The sequence below is a fragment of the Antrihabitans cavernicola genome, assembly GCF_008297975.1.
In the GTDB taxonomy this organism is placed as follows: Bacteria; Actinomycetota; Actinomycetes; order Mycobacteriales; family Mycobacteriaceae; genus Antrihabitans; species Antrihabitans cavernicola.
This window is the reverse complement of sequence record NZ_VLNY01000002.1, coordinates 163,886-180,953: the sequence shown is the minus strand read 5'-3', so window position 1 is coordinate 180,953 and position 17,068 is coordinate 163,886. Positions and strand designations below refer to the sequence as shown.

Here is a 17,068-nt window from a genome sequence, read left to right as displayed (position 1 = left end):
CCTCGCAAATAGGCCATTACGAAGGTAGGGCGGAAGTTGTTTTGCCCAGTTCAGTGTGCATAATTGACCGGGGGTACGCCGCAGGATGCCTACCCAATTTTTCTGCCGTCTTGCGGTCGGGGTGATCAAGGGACTTGCGTGCATTGTCGATTGTGTAATTCGGACCGATTGCTGAGCGTTCTGGACCTGGGTGCGACTCCGCCGTGCGAGAAATTCCTCGCGGCCGACGAGTTGGATCTGCCGGAACCCACCTACCCACTGCATCTTCGGTTGTGTGAAGAGTGTCTGCTGCTGCAGATTCCTGCGTTGATCACTCCCGAAGAAACCTTCACCGAGTACGCCTACTTCTCGTCGTTCTCGGACAGCTGGGTAGAGCACGCGAAGTCGTTCGTCGACAGTGCGATCGATCGGCTGAATTTGGGCGCCGACTCGTTCGTCGTCGAGGTCGCCAGCAACGACGGATACCTCCTCCAGCACGCAGTGGCCGCCGGAATCCCGTGCCTCGGAATCGAGCCGTCGATCAATGTCGGCGCGGCGGCCCGCGAACGCGGCGTCCCGACCGAAACCGCCTTCCTCGACGAAGATCTCGCGGCCAAGGTGCGTGCCGAGCACGGTCCCGCCGACCTGGTGGTTGCCAACAACGTCTACGCCCACATACCGGATCTACTGGGCTTCACGCGCTCGCTGCGCGGATTGCTGGCGGACGACGGTTGGCTGAGCATCGAAGTTCACCACGCGCTCAACCTGGTAGAGCTCGGCCAGTTCGACACGATCTATCACGAGCATTTCCAGTACTACACCGTGCTGTCGGCGAGTCGGGCCCTTGCGACAGCAGGCCTGCGCCTGGTGGACGTGGAACTGGTTCCCACACACGGTGGTTCGATCCGGCTCTGGGCGCGGCCCGAAGAAACCGACGCCACTCCGACCGATCGCGTTCGCGATGCGTTGCGCACCGAAGAAGAAGCCGGGCTGCACAACGTCGACGGCTATCGCGAGCTCGAGCCGCGCACACAGAAGGTGCGCCACGATCTGCTGCGGTTCCTGCTCGACTGCAAGGCCGAGGGCAAGCGCGTGGTCGGGTACGGCGCACCCGGCAAGGGCAATACGCTGCTGAACTACTGCGGCATTCGCACCGACCTGCTCGAGTACACGGTGGACCGCAACCCCTACAAGCACGGACGATTCACACCGGGAACGCGGATTCCGATTCTCGATCCAGCCCGTATCGACGAAGACCGTCCGGACGTCGTCGTCGTACTGCCGTGGAACTTGGAAACAGAACTGAACAAGCAGCTTCGACATATCGCGGACTGGTCGGGACAACTCGTCTACCCTTTGCCGACGCTGCACACCGCTGAGCTGAACAATGTTGGGAGGCAAGCCTGATGAAGGTCGTCCTGTTTTGCGGCGGATACGGAATGCGCATGCGCAACGATTCCGCAGACGCGATTCCCAAACCGCTGCAGATGGTTGGACCGCGGCCGCTGCTGTGGCACGTGATGCGGTACTACGCGCACTTCGGCCACAAGGAATTCGTGCTCTGCCTCGGCTACGGTGCCGAGCACATCAAGAACTTCTTCCTCTCGTACCAGGAAGCCGCATCGAACGATTTCGTCATGCACAACGGTCGGGTCGACCTGCTGCATTCCGACATCAACGATTGGAAGATCACGTTCGTCGATACGGGACTGGAATCGGCAATCGGTGAGCGGCTCCGCCGGGTGCGTCCGCACCTCGATGATGACGACTACTTCCTCGCGAACTACGCCGACGTTCTCAGCGATGCGCCGATGGACGAGATCGTCACCAAGTTCCACGCCTCGGGTGCGGCCGCGTCGATGCTGATCGTCCCGCCACAGTCGTCGTTCCATTGCGTCGACGTGACGGATTCCGGTGAGGTCAAAGAGATCACGCCGGTGTCGAAGCTCCCGATCTGGGAGAACGGCGGCTTCTTCGTGCTGAGCCAGGAGATCTTCGACCTGCTGCCACCCGGCGGCGATCTGGTCGAAGACGCGTGCGGGGCCTTGGCTGCCCAAGGTCGCCTGTTCGGCTACAAGCACATGGGCTTCTGGAAGCCCGCCGACACCTTCAAGGAACGCGCCGAACTGGATGCCGGCTACCACAAGGGCGTTCGACCATGGATGGTGTGGGAAGACGCTGACAAGGACACGGCCACCGAGCTGCCATGACCGACTTGTTCACCGAGACGCCCACCGAGATCGCGGTACTCGGCGCACATTGCGACGACATCGCGATCGGCATGGGCGGAACACTCCTCACTCTGGCCGAATCCGTTGTCGGCCTGAAGGTCCGAGCGTTGGTCTTGTCCGGCGCAGGCACCGATCGCGAGGTCGAGGAGCGCTCGGCGTTGGCTGCGTTTTGCCCCGGCGCCGATCTGGACGTGACCGTTCTCGACATCCCGGACGGCCGAGCGCCTGCCCATTGGGATCGAATCAAGGACGAGCTCAAAGCTTTTCGTGACAGGTGCGATACCCGGCTGGTGTTCACGACCCAACGTAACGATGCGCACCAGGACCACCGACTGCTTGCCGAGGTGACGCCGACCGAGTTCAGGAGTCACCTGATTCTCGGCTACGAAATTCTGAAGTGGGAAACGGATACGCCGCGCCCCACCATGTTTCATCCGTTGGCCACCGCAGTGGCCGATCGGAAGGTACAACTGCTTCACCAGCACTATCCGTCGCAGGTCGGTCACGATTGGTTCGACGCAGAGTCGTTCCTCGGCCTGTCTCGGTTGCGCGGAGTGCAGAGTCGGAGTCCTCACGCCGAGGCCTTCGTCATCGAAAAGGCTGTCGTCACGTTCGGCAGTCCGGCAAACACAGTCGAAGGGCGTTAGCGATGCGGGTACTCGTCACCGGACATCAGGGCTACCTCGGCACCGTGATGGTGCCCATGCTGCAGGCTGAAGGGCACGACGTGGTCGGCCTCGATTCCGGTCTGTTCGCGGACTGCATTCTCGGTCCCGCCCCGACGGATCCGCCCGGACTGGCAGTCGACCTCCGTGACGTCACCGAAGAGCAGCTGACCGGGTTCGAGGCGGTCATTCACCTCGCCGCGCTGTCCAACGACCCGCTGGGAGCCCTCGCACCCGAGATCACCTACGACATCAACCATCACGCCTCGGTCCGGCTCGCCCGGTTGGCAAAGGCCGCGGGTGTTTCGCGCTTCCTGTACGCGTCGACCTGTTCGGTCTACGGATCGGCCGGCGAAGAGCTGGTCACCGAAGATGCGCCGCTGCGGCCCCTCACACCGTACGCGGAGAGCAAGGTTCGTGTGGAGGACGATGTAGCGGCGATGGCGGATTCCGACTTCTCCCCCGTCTTCCTTCGCAACGCAACGGCATTCGGGTTCTCGCCACGCCTGCGCGCCGACATCGTGCTGAACAACTTGGTCGGGCACGCGGTGCTCACCGGCGACGTCCGCGTCATGTCGGACGGGACACCCTGGCGGCCGCTCGTCCACGGTCGGGACATCGCATCGGCATTCATCGCGGCGATGGCGGCACCGATGGATGCGGTGAGCTGCGAGGCGTACAACGTGGGCTCGGAGGAGAACAACTTCACCGTCGCGCAGATCGCCGAATCGGTGGTGGACGCGGTTCCTGGTTCGAAGTTGCTGATCACCGGCGAGAGTGGACCTGACCCTCGCTCCTACCGCGTCGACTTCTCGGCGATCCGCAAAGCCCTTGGCTACCAGGCACAATGGAGCATCCCCGACGGCGCGGTCGAACTCTACAAGGAGTACACCGCAGCCGGACTCACCAGCGACGACTTCTTCAAGAAGTTCACCCGGCTGCCGCACCTCGAAAAGCTCCAGAAGGCAGGGATTCTCGACGAGTCGATGCGGCGCCGTGCCGATGCACCCGCGTGATTCACAGTTGCTGGATCAGCTGAGTCCAACTGCCGGCCTTGGCGTCACGCGGCGAGACAACGGTGACCGGAAGGGGCCAGTCGATCGCGAGACCGGGATCGTCGTAGGCGACGCCGAGATCTTCGGTCGGGTCGTGTGGCCGGTCGATGCGGTAGCAGACGTCGGCAGTGTCGGTGAGTGCCTGAAACCCATGGAGAAAGCCGGGCGGGACGTAGAGGTGGCGAAACTCGGAGTCGTCCAGCAGAAATGCCTGCTGTCGGCCGAAGGTGGGCGAGTCTCGCCTGATGTCGACCAGCACATCGTGCACCGCACCGTTGGCGCACCGCACCAACTTGGCTTCGCCACGCCCCGAACGGCCGTGCAACCCTCTGATCACGCCTGCGCCGGATCGGGATTGCGAGTCCTGCAGAAACGATGCACCCGCACCAGGTCGTCGCACCGCGTTGTCGAAGATCTCCGTGTCGAAGGTGCGGGTGAACAGCCCACGCTCGTCGCGGAACGGTTCGGGTACCAGCACCAGAACATCGGTAAGGTCAGTGGATTCGACGCGCACGAATCGATACTGCCATGAGTGCCTGCAGAGGATGTGGGAGTACGCGACTCGATCGCGTGCTCGACCTCGGCACAGTCCCGGCGGCAGACCATTTCCCGTTGGCGGACGAGCCGATCCGCCCGGCCGAGATTGCCCATCCGCTTGCGATGGACCTGTGCGCGGAATGCGGGTTGGCGCAGCTGGCGGACGATGACACCGTCACCGACGAACCGCGCGGCGTGGAGCCGCAGGCGCTGAAAGATCAGGCCGCCGACGCGGTTCGGCAGGTCGCCGAATCAGGTTGGCTGCAGGGAACGTCGGTGACAGAGTTCGGCAGTCCGCACGGCGGAACATGGTTGCCGTTGCTGGCGGATCGCGGATTCACCGAAGTCGACTCGGCGGCGGACGTCGTTCTCGACTGCTTCGGCATCATGCACGAGCCCGACCAGCAGGCAGCCTTCCGAAAGCGCGCTGCCGCACTGACTTCCGACGGGGCATTACTGCTGCAGTATCACTCGCTGGGATCGATCGTCGCCCAAGGACAGTGGAACGCATTGCGGCACGGGCATTTTGCCTACTACTCGATGACTGCGCTGACACGTCTTGTCGCCGACGCGGGTATGAGCATCGTCACGGCGTGGGAGTTCGACCTCTACGGCGGAACCGTGTTGATCGCCGCCCGGAAACAACCGACCGAGCCGGACGAGCGAGTCACCCGAATCCTTGCTACGGAGCGGGAGGGCGGCATCGTCGATCCTGCCGTCGTCCGCGGTCTTGCGCGCGCGGCGTCGCAACAGAACGAATCGCTCCGAACCTGGCTGGAAACCGAAGCCGCACAGGGAACCAGGGTCTACGCCTACGGCGCGGCGTCGCGCGCTGTGGCACTGTTCGCCATGGCGGGTCTCAACCGGAACCTCCTTGCCGCCGTCGCCGATGCGTCGCCCTCGAAACAGGGCAGGCGAATGCCGGGCACAGACATACCGATCATCTCCCCCGAGGAATTGGTCGCCGCCGAGCCGGATCGAGTGTTGTTGACGTTGCCGGATCTGCTATCCGAAGTCGGACAAAGCTATCCAGAACTGGTCGGACGCTGGATTGTCGATCCACACGCGTCGTGATCACGAACTATTCTGTGTACATAACCTGGGATCGGAAGTGACAATGGTCGAAGGCACAGCGCGCTCCTTCGCGAGGTCCATTGCGTTGCAAAGTCGTCTACACGACCTGGTACCGGGCGGAGCACACACATATGCACGAGGCTCGGACCAGTACCCGGAGGACATGGCACCCGTCCTCGTGCGCGGCTGCGGAGCACGAGTCTGGGATGCCGACGGGAACGAGTACGTCGAATACGGAATGGGCCTTCGCGCAGTAACTCTCGGACACGGCTACGAACCTGTCGTCGATGCTGTGACTGCTGCTGCAGCGAACGGAACCAACTTCAGCCGTCCGACCGAGCTCGAAGTCCTGGCGGCAGAAGACTTTCTCTCGCTGGTGCCCGGAGCAGATATGGTCAAGTTCGCCAAGAATGGTTCGGACGTCACCACTGCAGCCATCAAGTTGGCCCGCGCGGTAACCCGTAGAGACAAGGTCGCGCTGTGCAACCACCCCTTCTTCTCCGTAGACGATTGGTTCATCGGAGCTACGGAGATGAACGCCGGAATTCCGGGCGATGTCACAGCGAAAAATCTACGTTTCGAGTTCAACGACCTCGACTCGCTCCAGCGACTCTTCGACGCAAATCGTGACCAGATTGCCTGCGTCATCATGGAGGCCGCGACCGCCACCGCTGAGCCGACTCCCGGATTCCTCGAAGGAGTTCGGGAGCTTTGCGACAAGCACGGCGCTCTCCTCGTGTTCGACGAGATGATTACAGGATTCCGTTGGTCCGCACACGGCGCACAAGGTGTGTACGGAATTCGACCCGACCTGTCGTGCTGGGGCAAGGCAATGGGAAACGGTTTTCCCATTTCAGCCCTTGCGGGCAAGCGAGAATTCATGGAGCTGGGCGGCCTGAACACGGACAGCGATCGGGTATTCCTTCTCTCGACAACGCACGGCCCAGAGACGACAGGCCTCGCGGCATTTCGCGCTGTAGTCGAAACGTACGCGACGCAGAATCCGGTTGCGCGCATGGAATCGGCGGGTACCCGATTGGCGGAGGGCGTCAACGCAATCTCGTCAGAACTCGAGTTGACGGATTTCTTCGAAGTGATCGGACGTCCGTCTTGTGCCGTGTTCGTCACCCGCGATTCGAATCGAAACCCGTCACAGGCATATCGCACCCTGTTCCTGCAGGAGCTTCTCCAACGCGGCGTCCTCGGCCAGTCGTTCGTAGTCTCGGCAGCACACAGTGATTCAGAAATCGGACATACCATCGACGCAACGCGCGAAGCCTTGGAGATCTATTCCGAAGCAATCGCAGCGGGCACCACCGACGGTTTTCTCGAGGGCCGACCTGTTGCACCCGCGATTCGTCGAACCGCACATCCCAGACGGTTGGCTGCCACAGACAAGGCGCGCACAGACAAGGCGCGCAATAGTCCCTGATCCGATCTGGGCGATCGTTCTCAGACCAAGGTATGCTGTTCCGGCTGTCCGAGAATCTTTCGTTCACAATAGATCTTAAATTTCGACTGCAAGACTGGCGACAAACACGTCTGAAGATGCGGAGTAATATGTGCGGCATTGCGGGTGTGCGCAGGTTCGACGGCAAACCGGTCAGCCGCGAATTGCTGACGGAAATGGCGCGACGCCTCCACCATCGCGGTCCTGACGACAGTGCAATTTGGTCTGCAAACTCAGTCGGATTCGCGCACACGAGGTTGTCCATTATCGATCTCGCCGGATCGCCACAGCCGATGGCCGGTGCGAGTGGTAACACCCAGATAACCTTCAATGGCGAGGTACTCAATTACCGCGAATTGAGAAAGAGCCTATCCTACCCGTTTCGAACCAACGGCGACACCGAGGTTCTTCTCGCGACGTACGAAAAACATGGTCCCGCCGGGGTGGCGAATCTTCGCGGGCAATTTGCGTACGCCATTCACGACTCCGAAACCGAAGAAACGCATCTCTTTCGTGATCGTCTGGGAATTCTGCCGCTGTTCTACTATGCGGACTCCACCATGTTTGCATTCGCCTCGGAAATAAAGGGATTGCTTCCCGCGCTACGGTCGGTGGCGGTCGACTCCGAAAGCCTGCACGACTATTTGGCACACCGCTCTGTACCGGCACCCTACACATTCGTTCAGGGCGTTCGGAAGTTACCGCAAGGCCATCACCTCACCATCCGACCGGACGGAACCTTCGAGTCCAGCCCTTACTGGGAATTGCCGAAAACGTCCCGCCCCGAGCGGGTGGCACCAGCTGAGGCCGTGCGCCTGGTTGACGAGGCTTTGACGACGTCGGTTCGTGATGCACTTGTCGCCGATGTTCCCGTGGGAACCTACCTTTCGGGCGGTTTGGACAGCAGCCTGATCACATCGCTCGCAGCAAATGAGCGCCACGGCGGCAAGCTCCACACCTTTTCCGCCGGCTTCGGCGACGAACGGATGGACGAAACAGTTTGGGCTCGTAAGGTTTCGAAGATCGTCGGCAGTGAGCATCACGAGGTTGTAGTGACCGCCGACGATTTCGAGTCGAACTGGAGCAAGCTGAGTTGGCATCGCGATGCGCCACTGTCGGAACCCGCGGATGTGGCGGTGTTTCGACTGGCGGAACTCGCTCGCCAAGAAGTCAAAGTCGTCCTGTCAGGCGAGGGAAGCGACGAGCTTTTCGGCGGCTATCCGAAGTACCGATACGCACGGGCGACTCGCTGGGGTGGCGTCGTTCCGAACAAGGCTCTCGCCCGTCTCGAAGGAGCCCTGCCTGCCGACAAAGCCCGCTTGGGCGTCGCACTGCGCGCCATCTCCGAACCTGACTACGCCGAGCGGATGCGTGGATGGTTCGCACCGTTCACCTCCGCGGAGCGCGACGATCTACTCGGCACACGCGCGACAAGGAAGGTCATCGCGCCCTACGTGAACGGCGGCGGGGACGCACTTCGTCGAATGTTGTACGCCGACACGCACACCTGGCTGGCAGACAACTTGCTTGAACGAGGTGATCGCATGTCGATGGCCGCGTCGTTGGAGTTGCGCCCACCGTTTCTCGACCATCGATTGGTCGAGCTTGCGTTCCGGCTTCCCAGCAGCGTGAAGGTTCGCCGCGGAACAACCAAGTGGGTAGTGAAAGAGGTTGCGCGCCAACACCTGCCCGCAGAAATCGTCGATCGACCGAAGGTCGGGTTCAAGGTGCCGCTCGACGAATGGTTCAGAGGCGGTCTCCGCGACATGGCGTTCGACCTACTCACGGGTCCGTCGTCGTTCGTCGGTTCACGCTTCGATTCTCGCGCGGTGCAGCAACTGCTGAGTGATCATTCGTCGGGTGCCCGCAACGAGCAGCCCAGGATCTGGACGCTCCTCTCCCTCGAAGTGTGGCACCGGGAGTTCGAGAGACAGCGCGTCGATCACGCACGATGATGTAGCTTACGACGGGTTTCGATCCGGGCGTGTGCGCTCGAAATCCAACAAGGTCCACATTTCACGTGGTTCTGCCGCGATACCCGAATTGACCCGAGTGAACTCGTCACGCCTCGGCGGCGCCCAGCCTTCGTGGGCAAAACCGAGGGAGACCAACACATCTCGCAATACGTCGTCACCGGAATTCACAGAAACGGAAATTCGGCGCACCCACGAGAACTCCGCGACCAGTGCAACAATCATCGACTTGACCACGGCCCGCAGAAGTTCCGCACCTCGAGCGGACGTGAGGATCCAGATCATCAAATCCGCTGTGCCGGTGCCGTGATCGGCAACCGCGACTACGTCGCCGACCAGTCGCGCGTCGAGGATGTACAGGAAAGACAGCACCCGGCCTTGGTGCCGCAACATCTTCAGGAATGCGATTCTCCGCGCGACGGCGAGGGTCCCATCGGACGTTCCAGCAGACATTGCGACGGCGTACGGCAAGTCGGCAACTGCAGCCGAGGGTTCCGACCGACCGGCTTGTCGCTCCGCCAAATTTCTGAAACTGTGCGGTTCCATATAGAGCGATCCGCCCGAGAACTCGACCGGAGTCGGCGTCCGATCCGGTTGCGTCAGTGAATTTTTCATCTCACGGGCGAATCGACGCGCGTTCCGAATCTCCAAACGGGGGCGGCTGCGGATTACCACCGCGGAGTTCGCGAAGAACCGCCGCAACGCTCCGACAGGTCTAACGCTGCGGGCTGAAGACTGCATCGATCGCCGCCTCGTATGCATCTGCCATCGTCTCGATGGTGTAGTGGGACTTCGTACGTAGGTAGCCGCGCATACCGAGCTCGGGCAATTCGTCTGGATTTTCCAACAATTGAGAGAGGGTGGATCGCCACGCATCGACGGTGATCGGATCGACGAGAACACCGGCGGCGCCGGCGTCGAGCATCTCCGGAACGGCGCACACGGCTGATGCCACAACGGGGATCCGGCGTGCCATCGCCTCCAGGATCACAAGCGGAAAAGCTTCTGCACCGCTGGGAACACATACGAGATCGCATTCGGCGAACGCGTGCTCTGGTCCGGGTGACCAGCCTCGCCAGTGCACCCGGCCGTCCAACGACTTCGGCGTCAGAGCCTGAAGACGCTCACGATCAGGACCATCGCCGTAGATCGAAAGCTCCCAAGGCAGATGATCCAACCCTTCCAAGGCCTCCACGAGGAGATGTGGATTCTTGTGCTCGACGATCCGGGACAGCATCACGAGTTGTGGCACGCGACCCCGTTGAGCGGGAGAGGGATTCGGGCCCATCGACTCACTACTGGAAAGGCTTTCCGCCGACATCACACCGTTCGGAGCAGTGAAGTGCACTCGATTGAGTTCCTGGTGCTCGGTCAATTCCTCCCAGTGCCGTTCGGAAAGAGCGATGAATCCGTCGGCACGACGGAAGGCCGCGGCAAGTGGTGCCGAGTAGGTAGGGGCATCGATATTCGGAGGCGTGTGACCGGCGACTATCCACTTGCGGTCGGCACGGCGCCGTTTCCAGAGAGTACCGAAACCCGCTTCGGTGTTGGTGGCATCCGTGATCACCACCTGTGGCCCTTCGTCGAGATCGAGGGCCGGGAACCACCACGGCTGGCGTACAAGCCGTACCGACATAGGCATCTCTCGAACGAGTGGCCCAAATCGCTGTACGCAGCAGACCGTAACTGCATATCCTCGCCGATCGAGCTCCGTGGCTAGCAATACGGTCTGCCGCTCTGCGCCACCGTAGACCAGCCGATTGGTCGTGATGACAACGGACGGTCGTGCACCTGGTGGTTGCCTACGCGCCTTGCGGGATGCCTTGGCAGAGCGTTGAATTCGATCGAGAATCGATGTGCTTGCGAGATAGATATCGCCTCGTTTCCCGCCGAAGGCAAGATCGAGATTCAGTGCGATGTTCGCTCGAAGGTGATCACGCGATCGGAGGCTCGCAACGGTGTCGTTGGCAACGGTGCCATGGCCCCCGTGCTCGATTCCTGGCTCATCGACGAGTTCCAACCGGAAACCTGCCTCCACCGCGCGACGCTGCCAGTGCAGTTCCTCACCATAGAGGAAGAACTCTTCGTCGAACGGACCAACCGCTTCCCACGCATCACGACTGATACCGAGACATGCACCGGTCAAATAGCCCGCTACGTCGATGGGCTTGGATCGGTACATATCGGAGAACGGCGTATTCCTCAGTCGCTCCGCATATCCCACACGCGCGACCAATGCTCTGGTCAACGTGAGCGGTCGATGGGCCACGTCCCAAGGTCGAGCATTCGATTCGGATTCGGGGTTCGCCGAATCGACAACCGTCGGCGCCGCAGCCGCCACGTCGTGCCGACGGATTGCCCTCCTGGTCCCGTCCAGCGGTCCAAGGAGTTCGGCATCCGGGTTCAGCAAGAGCAGGTCACATTCGGGGACCAGTTCAGCCAACGCATTCACGCCGGCAGCAAACCCCACATTGACGTTCCCGCCGTGCCATTCGACTGTCGGAAACTCGACGCGAACACCCTCCATACCAACATAGTCCGGGCCCGAATTATCCCAGACATGGACTTTCAACTCTGGGAGATGTGCAGCAACAGAAGTCAGACAACTTTTCAGTAATTCGGGCGACTTGTAGGCCACAATCAGTACGGCCAATTCGCGATCCGTCACGAATGGATCCTTCCGGGATTGGATTCATCGTTGATAGCACTTTCGATCTCTTCCTGGGCTCGCATCGCTCGGATCCGCGACCACGTTATCGGTCCGATGAGTGCGTTGACCGCGAGGTAGACAACTGCCGCGATCGGACCGAGGATGACGACGCTGAGGTGAGACAACGCGATGACCACTCCTAGGCTTGCGGCCACAGGAACAGCCAGTCGTGCGGCAAACATCCACGGCGTCCTGTAGGAACTGCGGCGAGCAAGCCGGATGCTGACCAAAACGAGGCCAGACAACTCGCTCACGAACAGCGCCAGCGCAGCCCCAAGGGCCCCGAGTGCGGAGGTCAAGAAAATATTCAGAACAATATTGGCAACCAGATTGACGATGTTCAACCTGAGCAGAAAAACCTGCTCGTGGGCGGCGAACAGCGCTTGACTGAGTGCCCCGTTCAAGAACGTGATCGCAACTGCCACAAAGAGGAAGGCCAAAACCCGCCCACCGTCGTGAGCAAATTCAGCTGATCCGACGAGAGAAATCATCGGATGCGCGAGCGCCGCGCCCACCACGGCTATCGGGGCACCCACGAACAGCATCGTCTCTATGCTGCCTTTGATGAAGCGCCCGAATGCAACCGAGTCGCGCGCGTAGAGATCGGTCATGCTCGACAGTGTCGAAGACAAAAAGAACGACGCGACAACGGAAGTCGTGAACGCAAGGCTTACGGCCAGACCGTATACACCTACCTGGTCGGTTGTGCTTCGCAAACTGAGAACTACTCCGTCGACCCGCCAATACAACACGGCAACGATCAATACACCGGTCTGCGGCAAGCTTTCACGCAAAAGATCCCAAGCTTCTCGCATCGCAAAAACCGGGCGTACCGAGAGAATCCGCGAAGCGGCGACACCTTGGATGACGAGCTGAACTGCCGGCGGCACGAGTTGCACAGCGGCAAACCAGACGAGTTCGCCGTGCACGGCGACTAGGACAGCAGTCGCAGCGAGTGACCCGAGACGACTCGCGAAGTCCGAGATTGCAACGGCCTTGAAGCGCACGGTCGCCAGAAATACAGGCTCGAAACACGTCGACAACGACGTCAGCAACAGACTGCCCGAGACGATGAGAAGCATCGCACGAAGCTCGGAACTGTCGCGATAGACAAGTAGACCCGAAACGGCAGCAAGCACGAACAGCGGAACGGCGTAGACGATCGACAGCCCGCAGTTGATACGAATGAGGCGCGCAAGATCACCGGTTCCGGAAGCGGCACGTCGCACGATCGTCGCGCCGACACCCAGTTCGGTGAGACTCATCCACATGCCGATGAATACGACGGCCGTAGTCAGGTCGCCGTAAGCTTCCCGGCCGAGCGTCTTGGTGGTCAAGGCAACCGTGAAGAAGGATGCCGCCATCCCGAGAACACGAAAAACCAACTGAATGCTGAACGCACGCATGATGTGAGATTGCGAAACCACGCCGACTTGGATTCCGCTCGACGAGTCACTCGAGTCGGGGACGCCCACTCCGTCGGCTGCCTTCGTCACGCCGCCGCCTTCAGGACCCACATACATTTCGTGTTGTCGGTAGCCACTAACATGCAGGCGTCGGACGCAGACTGCTGTGCTGTGCCGCAGCCAGTGGGAGGGAGTGGCGTTGCGTTCATATGTTGCTTTACCGTTCGGTCTTTCGGCCCAGGAGTGGGGAGCGCGACACGTCCGCAACGAGGTGCCCGATCTCTCGCCATATGGGCTCCATCAGTTGAGCGGCTATGGAATAGACGTGCGATTCAGCGATAGATCGTTGGGGCCCCTTCGCAACTTCATCGCCGCCCAAATGCGAAGCCGTCTCTCGGGGATGGAATTTCTAGAGACTCTTCACGACCTGCGCTCCATCTCGACAAAGAATACAGACACAGTGCTCTGTTACGACGAACGCACCGGATTCCCGTCCGCTTTGGCAAGTTGTGGCCGACACCGAGCACCGACCGTCACCGGTGTCGGTTGGCTGACCACGCGTCAGTCGACGCCTCCCGCCATGGCTGCGGTTGCTGCGCATGCGCTACCACGTGCGGCAGCGACATGGTCGCAGAGCAAGCCGATGCTGTCCACGCTCGAGCGCGAATGGAAAGTCCCGCGAAATCGGCTTCACTACGTCCCACTCGGAATCGACACCGACTTCTACGCAGTCCAGCCACCACCCGAGACGGGCAACGTGGTCGCGAGCATCGGCGAAGACCGGTTCAGGAATCACCAATTACTGATTTCGGCCATTCGACATGTCAAGAGAGCGCTACCCGATACCCGCCTGGAATTGGCGACACTCCTTCCGGTGGACCTACCTGCCGAGTACGGCACAGTCATCCGGGAACGACTGTACGGGCGCGCGCGTGATCTCTACCGGCGCTCGACCCTCGTGGCTCTCGCATTACATCCGACGATCACCGGGTCCGGACTCACCGTCGTGCTTGAAGCCATGTCGAGTGGTAGACCCGTCGTCGTCACGGACAATCCCGGAATCAGCGAGTACGTCGAACACGGCGTCACAGGCATCCTGGTGCCGTCGAACGACGAGCCGGCTTTCGAACGCGCCGTCACCGACTTGCTGTCGGATCCTCAGCGAGCCGCCGAGATGGGGCGCGCCGCCGCACAACGAGTCCGCGAACGATTCACGTCGAAGAAGATGTCTGAGCGACTTGCCCAGATCCTGCACTCCGTTGGTTAGCTTCGAGTTCGCCGAGTTTCGCTCGAAGCCTGGCCACCGTCTCGGGGTTATTGTCCAGACTCCACAAATCGTGGTCCACGACCTGTCCGTCGTAATAGCGCAGCCCCCTGAGGTGAGCTCGATACTCGAGCTCTAGCGCCTCGATGAGTGCGCGCGGATGGCTGTTCGTGACCGCGGCGGGCGCCACCAGTCTGGCCATCGGGCGCTCCATCTCGAAAGCGCACAATATGACCGACAACAACGCCCACAGGCCGATGTCCCCTCGCCGCGGAATAGGAACGATCCAGATCGACAACTCACCCGTACCGGACGCCGAGTCGTAACCGTCGACGCCGACCTCACCGACGATCTGCTCATCTCCCGCGTCGTTCAACCGAACCAGAACGAACGGGACGGCGTGACCGCGTCTCGCTTCTCGACGCAGTCGGGTACACCGTTCCAACCAGTCCAGATTCGTGTGAATGGCCTCCCACTGCCGATCACCATCATCGAAAACCGCGCGTAACGCCTTGGAATTCGCAAGCCGAGTGGCGCGCCACGAACTGGCATCGCGAGGCTCGGGTGTCCGGATGAGCACTTTCGATTCACCGAACTGAACAGGTCCGATCGGCTCGTGATGCCTCACGGGACGGGCAACGGCGTTCACCAGCAACGACGCCCTGAGTGCTATGTTTGCCGACGAACCCAGAGCAATCGTCCGCGCGCGCAAACGCAGTGAAGACTCCGACATGGGTGATCGGAGAATTGGCACGAGCCGATGCTACTCGGCAGCAACGCGCGCGGCGACGCAAACGAATCGAATAGCAGTAGCGATGATGTTGCGCTGCAGCAACCCGATGGCCGGACCATGAGGACCAATGACTAAGCGTGTAGGTATCGCAGTCTTAGTTGCACTGCTGCTGACTGGATGTTCCAGCACCGACCCGGACCAATCCGACGTGTTGTGGACCGGTACATACGATTCCGGATACTTGTCCGATTTCGCACAGATCGGTCAAAACGACGCCGGCCCGATACGCCCGGAAGTCGAAAGTTCCATCGTTGCCGACGGCCAGTTTGCAGGTGCATATCGGATACCCCCACGCGGGACGCGATCTGAAACAATTGCCGGCGATGTACGACTCAGAAAGATCTCCGAGGGGGACGATCTCTGGTTCGGCTGGCGGATACGAATACCCGCCGGCCTGCCGACAAGAATACCCCAGTATCAAAAGTTGGTGGAATGGCAGAATCCCTCGTTCGGCGATCCGCCACTTTCCCTCACAGTCGGTCAAAGCGCCGATGTATTTCGCGCCGAAGGTGGTTTCGACAACCCGAACGGCAATCGCCATTCGAGTGTCGACCTTGGACCGGTAGCTTTCGATCGGTGGATTACATGGCTCTGGCATATCAAGTTTTCGACGAATCCCGATATCGGAACCGTGACAATCTGGCGTGACGGTGATCAATTGATCAACGATTGGCATCCCACAGGTGGAACCCTTTATCCGCAATTTGCGGCCGACGGCTCTAACCCGAACAATGCGGACGGAGTCTATGTTTCCTGGAAGCAGGGGTATTCGCGCGATCCGTCGATCTTGACGGACAATACCGTCTATTTCGATTCGCTTCGCGCGGCCACTTCACGCGCGGGCGCCGAATTGCCGCCACTGAAGCAAGGTGCGCAATGAAAGTACTGATCTGTGCACCATGGTTTCGTACGTTGGCGCGTGTGCACGGCGCAGCCCTTGCCAGTCGTGGCCACGACGTGCGCGTGGCAACGACCGATGCCCAGGGTGTTCGCAGCATCGACGCCGTCGTGCCTGAACTCGACATCGAGGCTCGATTCCGCCACCCACGCTTCGTTCCAGGTTTCGTGCGCTCCGCGGCGGCGTTGCGACACTGGCGTCCAGACGTTGCCTTGCTGGACATGACGCACGACTTCAGGTTTCACGCTCTCGCCGACCTCGCGCGCAAGCGCGCCGTGCTCATTCATGACGCGACGCCGCACGATGCTTCGCACGAGCAACTGGGCTGGAAGAAGGATTGGGAGCGTAGATCGATAGATCGATCCGACGGTAAAGTCGCCTTCAGCAAGTACACGGCGGACCGGATCGGCGCGTCCGACGTATTTCGTACGATCTCCCTTGCCTCCGAACTCGCAACGCACCCCGAAATTCCGAATACGCCTCGGCAGGGATTCGCTTTCCTTGGCCGAATATCAGAGTACAAAGGAATCGACTTCCTTCTCGAAGCCTGGGAATCAGCACGGTCGCACATACCGCAATCGGATGTACTCACAATCATGGGGTCGGGCGAGCTGACACATTCCGTGCCGGGCGGTGTCCAAATCATCAACGGCTGGTATTCCGACGCCGACGCCACGGGACTACTCTGCAAATCCAAGGCACTCGCACTTCCTTATCGCGAGGCCTCACAGAGCGGCGTTCAGGTAGCCGCGATGCAACACTCGACGCCAACGATTGTCACGAACGTCGGCGCACTTCCCGAATTTCAACCACCGGGGTGCCCTGTCGTCGAATTCGGCGACACAGACGCACTTGCCCGTGCCATCATCGAGTTGGCCGGCAACGATCAGGAACAGCTTCGCCATATTTGCCGTAAACAGTATGACGAGAATCACGGTGTCGACCACCTCGGCGAACAACTCGACGACCTGGTCCGGTCCTTGTGATCTTCCCGGAATTGCCGAAGGACTCCGATCGATCCCGCCTAGGAGAG

15 protein-coding genes are annotated in these 17,068 nt (G+C 60.7%); 10 read left to right on the top strand and 5 right to left on the bottom strand.

Annotated features, from left to right (window positions below):
- Positions 1-138: 138 nt before the first annotated feature.
- From FOY51_RS04590 to FOY51_RS04575, 4 genes are read left to right on the top strand one after another with little or no spacing between them, the layout of a single operon-like run.
- A complete protein-coding gene (locus tag FOY51_RS04590; RefSeq protein ID WP_149429031.1) occupies positions 139-1,386 on the top strand; it encodes a class I SAM-dependent methyltransferase in 1,248 nt (415 codons plus the stop codon).
- Positions 1,386-2,189: a glycosyltransferase family protein gene (locus FOY51_RS04585; RefSeq protein ID WP_149429030.1), complete on the top strand. Its 804-nt coding sequence runs from the start codon at positions 1,386-1,388 to the stop codon at positions 2,187-2,189. Before FOY51_RS04590 ends, FOY51_RS04585 begins: the two co-directional genes overlap by 1 nt.
- Complete coding sequence (locus FOY51_RS04580; protein ID WP_149429029.1) at positions 2,186-2,857, top strand: PIG-L deacetylase family protein; 672 nt, start codon at positions 2,186-2,188, stop codon at positions 2,855-2,857. Before FOY51_RS04585 ends, FOY51_RS04580 begins: the two co-directional genes overlap by 4 nt.
- 2 nt (positions 2,858-2,859) lie before the next feature.
- On the top strand, positions 2,860-3,891 hold the full coding sequence (locus FOY51_RS04575; protein ID WP_149429028.1) for an NAD-dependent epimerase/dehydratase family protein: 1,032 nt from the start codon (positions 2,860-2,862) through the stop codon (positions 3,889-3,891).
- Between the two features lies 1 nt (position 3,892).
- Here the strand turns inward: FOY51_RS04575 and rfbC are convergent, their stop codons facing one another.
- Positions 3,893-4,444, bottom strand: a complete 552-nt coding sequence (gene rfbC / locus FOY51_RS04570) for a dTDP-4-dehydrorhamnose 3,5-epimerase (RefSeq protein ID WP_149429027.1) — start codon at positions 4,442-4,444, stop codon at positions 3,893-3,895.
- 14 nt (positions 4,445-4,458) lie between these two features.
- Here rfbC and FOY51_RS04565 point away from each other — a divergent pair, with 14 nt between their 5' ends.
- Genes FOY51_RS04565 through asnB form a run of 3 tightly spaced genes read left to right on the top strand, consistent with a single transcriptional unit; the run spans position 4,459 to position 8,946 of the window.
- A complete protein-coding gene (locus FOY51_RS04565; RefSeq protein WP_149429026.1) occupies positions 4,459-5,541 on the top strand; it encodes a class I SAM-dependent methyltransferase in 1,083 nt (360 codons plus the stop codon).
- A 43-nt stretch (positions 5,542-5,584) separates the two neighbouring features.
- Positions 5,585-6,973 carry a glutamate-1-semialdehyde 2,1-aminomutase gene (locus FOY51_RS04560; RefSeq protein WP_149429489.1) on the top strand — a complete coding sequence of 463 codons (1,389 nt, stop codon included), beginning with the start codon at positions 5,585-5,587 and terminating at the stop codon, positions 6,971-6,973.
- A gap of 32 nt (positions 6,974-7,005) precedes the next feature.
- On the top strand, positions 7,006-8,946 hold the full coding sequence (gene asnB / locus FOY51_RS04555; RefSeq protein WP_353961354.1) for an asparagine synthase (glutamine-hydrolyzing): 1,941 nt from the start codon (positions 7,006-7,008) through the stop codon (positions 8,944-8,946).
- Between the two features lie 6 nt (positions 8,947-8,952).
- Here asnB and FOY51_RS04550 read toward each other — a convergent pair whose 3' ends face one another.
- From FOY51_RS04550 to FOY51_RS04540, 3 genes are all read right to left on the bottom strand, one after another.
- Positions 8,953-9,417 (bottom strand): hypothetical protein, encoded by a 465-nt coding sequence (locus FOY51_RS04550; protein ID WP_149429024.1) that lies wholly within the window; start codon positions 9,415-9,417, stop codon positions 8,953-8,955.
- Positions 9,418-9,679: 262 nt separating this feature from the next.
- Complete coding sequence (locus tag FOY51_RS04545; protein ID WP_235916116.1) at positions 9,680-11,632, bottom strand: glycosyltransferase; 1,953 nt, start codon at positions 11,630-11,632, stop codon at positions 9,680-9,682.
- Complete coding sequence (locus tag FOY51_RS04540) at positions 11,629-13,080, bottom strand: oligosaccharide flippase family protein (RefSeq protein ID WP_149429023.1); 1,452 nt, start codon at positions 13,078-13,080, stop codon at positions 11,629-11,631. Before FOY51_RS04540 ends, FOY51_RS04545 begins: the two co-directional genes overlap by 4 nt.
- Positions 13,081-13,660: 580 nt before the next feature.
- On the opposite strand from FOY51_RS04540, the gene FOY51_RS27470 reads away from it, so the two are divergent.
- Positions 13,661-14,347, top strand: a complete 687-nt coding sequence (locus tag FOY51_RS27470) for a glycosyltransferase family 4 protein (protein ID WP_235916114.1) — start codon at positions 13,661-13,663, stop codon at positions 14,345-14,347.
- Here the strand turns inward: FOY51_RS27470 and FOY51_RS04530 are convergent.
- Positions 14,292-15,077, bottom strand: a complete 786-nt coding sequence (locus FOY51_RS04530; RefSeq protein WP_149429021.1) for a GNAT family N-acetyltransferase — start codon at positions 15,075-15,077, stop codon at positions 14,292-14,294. The genes FOY51_RS27470 and FOY51_RS04530 overlap by 56 nt on opposite strands.
- 127 nt (positions 15,078-15,204) lie before the next feature.
- On the opposite strand from FOY51_RS04530, the gene FOY51_RS04525 reads away from it, so the two are divergent.
- The gene (locus FOY51_RS04525) at positions 15,205-16,017 is read left to right on the top strand and encodes a heparin lyase I family protein (RefSeq protein ID WP_149429020.1); all 813 of its coding nucleotides are present in this window, start codon (positions 15,205-15,207) and stop codon (positions 16,015-16,017) included.
- Complete coding sequence (locus FOY51_RS04520; RefSeq protein WP_149429019.1) at positions 16,014-17,021, top strand: glycosyltransferase family 4 protein; 1,008 nt, start codon at positions 16,014-16,016, stop codon at positions 17,019-17,021. The genes FOY51_RS04525 and FOY51_RS04520 overlap by 4 nt, the downstream gene beginning before the upstream one ends.
- Positions 17,022-17,068 lie beyond the last annotated feature (47 nt).

Excerpts from the sequence above, each read along its gene's own strand:
- FOY51_RS04585 (WP_149429030.1), top strand. The coding sequence starts at position 1,386 with ATGAAGGTCGTCCTGTTTTGCGGCGGATACGGAATGCGCATGCGCAAC.
- FOY51_RS04560 (WP_149429489.1), top strand. The coding sequence starts at position 5,585 with ATGGTCGAAGGCACAGCGCGCTCCTTCGCGAGGTCCATTGCGTTGCAA.
- FOY51_RS04525 (WP_149429020.1), top strand. The coding sequence starts at position 15,205 with ATGACTAAGCGTGTAGGTATCGCAGTCTTAGTTGCACTGCTGCTGACT.
- FOY51_RS04575 (WP_149429028.1), top strand. The coding sequence starts at position 2,860 with ATGCGGGTACTCGTCACCGGACATCAGGGCTACCTCGGCACCGTGATG.
- FOY51_RS04520 (WP_149429019.1), top strand. The coding sequence starts at position 16,014 with ATGAAAGTACTGATCTGTGCACCATGGTTTCGTACGTTGGCGCGTGTG.
- FOY51_RS04530 (WP_149429021.1), bottom strand. The coding sequence starts at position 15,077 with ATGTCGGAGTCTTCACTGCGTTTGCGCGCGCGGACGATTGCTCTGGGT.
- FOY51_RS04565 (WP_149429026.1), top strand. The coding sequence starts at position 4,459 with ATGAGTGCCTGCAGAGGATGTGGGAGTACGCGACTCGATCGCGTGCTC.
- FOY51_RS04580 (WP_149429029.1), top strand. The coding sequence starts at position 2,186 with ATGACCGACTTGTTCACCGAGACGCCCACCGAGATCGCGGTACTCGGC.
- FOY51_RS04550 (WP_149429024.1), bottom strand. The coding sequence starts at position 9,417 with ATGTCTGCTGGAACGTCCGATGGGACCCTCGCCGTCGCGCGGAGAATC.
- FOY51_RS04540 (WP_149429023.1), bottom strand. The coding sequence starts at position 13,080 with ATGCGTGCGTTCAGCATTCAGTTGGTTTTTCGTGTTCTCGGGATGGCG.
- asnB (WP_353961354.1), top strand. The coding sequence starts at position 7,006 with ATGCTGTTCCGGCTGTCCGAGAATCTTTCGTTCACAATAGATCTTAAA.
- FOY51_RS27470 (WP_235916114.1), top strand. The coding sequence starts at position 13,661 with ATGGCTGCGGTTGCTGCGCATGCGCTACCACGTGCGGCAGCGACATGG.